5 protein-coding genes are annotated in these 3,469 nt (G+C 67.0%); 1 reads left to right on the top strand and 4 read right to left on the bottom strand.

Translation table 11 applies throughout. From position 1 onward, the window contains the following. Positions 1-450, top strand: a 450-nt coding sequence (locus V7787_RS52485; RefSeq protein WP_336095407.1) for a hypothetical protein, incomplete at its 5' end; no start/stop codon positions are given. Positions 451-469: 19 nt separating this feature from the next. Here the strand turns inward: V7787_RS52485 and V7787_RS52490 are convergent. The 4 genes from V7787_RS52490 to V7787_RS52505 form a co-directional block, all read right to left on the bottom strand. After that, the gene (locus V7787_RS52490; protein WP_336095408.1) at positions 470-1,213 is read right to left on the bottom strand and encodes a hypothetical protein; all 744 of its coding nucleotides are present in this window, start codon (positions 1,211-1,213) and stop codon (positions 470-472) included. Positions 1,214-1,295: 82 nt separating this feature from the next. Continuing rightward, on the bottom strand, positions 1,296-1,730 hold the full coding sequence (locus tag V7787_RS52495) for a hypothetical protein (RefSeq protein WP_336095409.1): 435 nt from the start codon (positions 1,728-1,730) through the stop codon (positions 1,296-1,298). 2 nt (positions 1,731-1,732) lie between these two features. Then, the gene (locus tag V7787_RS52500; RefSeq protein ID WP_336095410.1) at positions 1,733-2,608 is read right to left on the bottom strand and encodes a sterol desaturase family protein; all 876 of its coding nucleotides are present in this window, start codon (positions 2,606-2,608) and stop codon (positions 1,733-1,735) included. Further along, positions 2,608-3,105 (bottom strand): SRPBCC family protein, encoded by a 498-nt coding sequence (locus tag V7787_RS52505; RefSeq protein ID WP_336095411.1) that lies wholly within the window; start codon positions 3,103-3,105, stop codon positions 2,608-2,610. Before V7787_RS52505 ends, V7787_RS52500 begins: the two co-directional genes overlap by 1 nt. Between the last annotated feature and the right edge of the window lie 364 nt (positions 3,106-3,469).

The following is a 3,469-nucleotide window of genomic DNA, read 5'->3' on the forward strand; positions in this document are numbered from 1 at the left end:
AAGATCTTCGGCGGTCTGATATCGGTGATCCTGCTCGGCGTGTACGTGCACCTGATCCTGGTTGCGGTGAAGGTGGTGAACTGCGCCGGCGCGGCCTGCGCCAAGGAGTATCCGATCACGTACTTCAACGACGGCATGGCCCAGGCCTTGTCGGTGATCGGTGGTTTGGTCTCGGCCTTGGTGATCGCCGAGCTGGCCTTGGCCAAACCCGGCGAGGCGCCGGCGGCGCGGGTGTTGGCCGAAGACGCCTCGGTGGGCGCGGCACGGACGGTGGCGGCGGTGTCGATCGCTTTCGTGCTGGTATGGATCGGCGCGGGATTGACCGCGTTCATGGTCGGGCTCTACCACCCCGGCGTGTTGCCGGTGCTGACCACCCACGGTCAGGCTTGGCTGGGTCTGGCGGTGTCGGCGGCGTATGCGTATTTCGGATTGAAGCCCGGCGGCAAGTGAGCCGCCATTCGCGCCTGGGTTACTCGGTTCGCCCGGCGGCCTGAGGGGCTTGCGCATCCAGTGCGGCGCCATCGCGCAACCGCTGCAATCGCGGGTACAGCGAACGCGGCCCGTCGCTGCCCAGCCAATCGGCGACTTCGCGCTTGGCCGCGGCGTAATGGCGCGTATGCCGGCCGCCTTCGAAAGCGAAAAATTCCGCGCCGGTGTCGAGCTCGCGCACAAACCGGCTGTCGCCGCCGTCGAACGATTCGGCGAATTGCGCACGGTAGTCGACCTGCATCGCCACGCCTTCGTCGAACCACACCGGGATCGCGCGCAGACGGGTCAGGAAGCCGACCCGGTCCGCCAACTCCGCGTGCATCAGTTCATGCGCGAGCACGTCGACGTTGCGGCCTTGCGGGCCGATCACCACGCAACTGCGGCCGGGCAGGAAGTCGGTGCTGCCGGTGGCGTTGCGCGGGCGCGGCCAGAAGGCGGCCGGATCGTCGAGAAACAGCACCACCGCTTGCGCGCGCGGCGCGCGGTAAACGCGGGCGATGCGATCCTGCGCCTGTTTACGCAAGGCCATGGCCTGTTGCCTGCGTTCGGCCGAACTGCCGGTTTGCACCAGACTGCCGTCGGCCAAGGTGTCGAATCCGGCCAGACCGACAGCCGCGCACGAGGCGGGGCCGGGCAAGGCGTAGGCGAATGCGGACGCGGTTGCGGCCAAGCCGGCCACGGCTAACAGAGCGAGGATGACGGGCCGCTTGGGGATGAACTTCATCGGTTCCTTCCGACCTGGCGCTTGCCTTCAGTTCGACACGGCGACCGTGGCGGCGGCAAGCGCCGATGGTCATGGTGCCGAGCTAGCCGGCGCCGGATACGTGCGATCGGAAGCGGGCCAGATCGCCGACCGCGGCCTGCAGGTGGCGCAGGCATGACGGCAAATCCGCGGCCGTGCGTTGCGGCAAGCGTTCGAGCGGATCCTGGCCGCCGTCGTCGTTGCCGACCCAGGCTTCGGTGTCGATCAGCCAAGCCTCATCGGACCAAAGCAGGTCCACGCCCAGATCGAACTCGCGCCCGTCGCCGGCATGCACGATCAGACCCAGCGCTAGGCAGCCGCGATACTCGATGACCGAGCCGGCCCGATGCAGGTTGAACGGGCGGCCGCTGAGGTTGAAGGTCACGCTCGCGTTGGCCGCGCCCGCTGCGATGAAGTCTTGGCGAAGCTGTCGCAGTTGTTCGATCCGGTCTTGCACAGCGTTGAGGAAACTAGCGACATCGACGCTCGCCGCGTCCATGCTCAACGCTCCGCGGACGTTGCGGTCGCTGGTTCCGAACTAGCCGACAGATGCGCCAGCGAGCGTTCCGGCGGGCCGAACAGCTGGCCCAGCGCGCCGCGCAGGCCGCGCGCGCGGTACGCATCGCGGAACATCGCGATCCATTCGTGGAAGGTCAGCTTGATCGGGTTGTGGCTGTGCACCTGGCCGATGATCCCGTACTCGCAAGGCACCGCATCGTCCTCTTCGACATAGGTGCCGAACAGCTTGTCCCAGACGATCAGCACGCCGGCGTAGTTGCGGTCGATGTACTTGGCGTTGCGCGCGTGGTGCACGCGATGGTGCGAAGGCGTGTTGAACACCTTCTCCAGCCAGCCCAGCTTGCCCACCGCCTGGGTGTGGACGAAGAACTGGAAGGCCAGATTGATCGCCACCACCGCGACGATGTGCTTGGGGTCGAAACCGATCCAGGCCAGCGGCAGCCAGAACACCCACATGCCGGAGATCGGATAGGTCAGGCTTTGCCGGAACGCGGTCGACAGGTTCAGGCGTTCGGAGGAATGGTGGGTGACGTGCGAGGCCCACATCCAGCGGATGCGGTGGCTGGCGCGGTGGAACCAGTAGTAGAAGAAATCCTGCGCCACGAACAGCGCGGCGACGGTCCAGACCGAGGCCGCGGGCAGGTCGAACAGGCGATAGGAGTACACCCAGTAGTAGATGCCGATCACCAGCAGCCAGGCGATTGCGTCGCTGGCTTGATGCATCAGCGCCAGCGCCGCGTTCGACAGGGTGTCGCGCAGGCTGTATTGCTCCGGCCGGCGTTTGCGCCAGTACCACGCTTCCAGCGCGATCAACAGCAGGAACACCGGCGCCAGCGCGAGCAGGATCCATTCTTCCATCAGCGTCGCTCCGCGCGCCAGGCCGCTTCCAGTACTTGCGCCATGCGTTCCAGGCAGCGCTGCATCGCCTCGCGCATGAAACCGCGCAGCAGCGGCGCCGCGATCGGCCATGCCAGCGCGCTGGTGAGTTCGAAGTCGTAGCGCCACACCACCCGGGTCGCGTCGTTGCCGTTGCCGTGCTCGGCTTCGAAGGTCCACTCGGCGTGGCCCTCGCGCGCCAGCCACGCCAATGGGGGGCGCATGCCGCTGAGGACGTAGGCGTGGCGGTGCGGCGGTTCCAGCGCGGTGATGCGTTCCATCAACTTGGAGCCGTCGCGATTTTCCAGCGCGCGCAGGCTGCCGATGGCGGGCGGTGCGAGGGGGGTGATGCGCTTGAGTCCGGGGATGGGGCCGCAGCCGTCGAACAGGGCGGGGAAGCGTTCGCTGTCGAGGGCGAGCGCGAACACCGCCTCGGGCGCGGCGGCTATGCGGCGTTCGGCGGTGAGGGACAGGTGCATGGGGGGAGTCTAGGAGTGGGGTGAGGGGGCTGTCCACACGCTTACGTATGTTTTGTGAGGAGGGCCGGCTTGCGGTGGGGTTTAGGGCGGCGAGTGGTTGGCGCGCTGAGCTGCGTCTACAAAGGTCGTCGGATCTTTGCAGCGTGCCATTGCTCTCCCTTCTCCCGCTTGCGGCGACCGCAGGGAGTGCAAGGCTGAGAAGGTGCCCGAAGGGCGGATGAGGGGGCTTTTGCTTTTGCTTTTGCTGTTGCTCTGGCCCGGCGGCGCAAGTAACTCGCGATAGCAGTAGGACACCCGAAGGGCGGCGCGCAGGACGCGCGCCGTGTTCCGCCCAGGCCATGGATGGCCTGTGCGGAACATGCCT

It is taken from the genome of Pseudomonas sp. CGJS7, assembly GCF_036961695.1.

Coding starts and splice junctions, on each gene's coding strand:
- V7787_RS52495 (WP_336095409.1), bottom strand. CDS start 1,730: ATGGACGCGGCGAGCGTCGATGTCGCTAGTTTCCTCAACGCTGTGCAA.
- V7787_RS52490 (WP_336095408.1), bottom strand. CDS start 1,213: ATGAAGTTCATCCCCAAGCGGCCCGTCATCCTCGCTCTGTTAGCCGTG.
- V7787_RS52500 (WP_336095410.1), bottom strand. CDS start 2,608: ATGGAAGAATGGATCCTGCTCGCGCTGGCGCCGGTGTTCCTGCTGTTG.
- V7787_RS52505 (WP_336095411.1), bottom strand. CDS start 3,105: ATGCACCTGTCCCTCACCGCCGAACGCCGCATAGCCGCCGCGCCCGAG.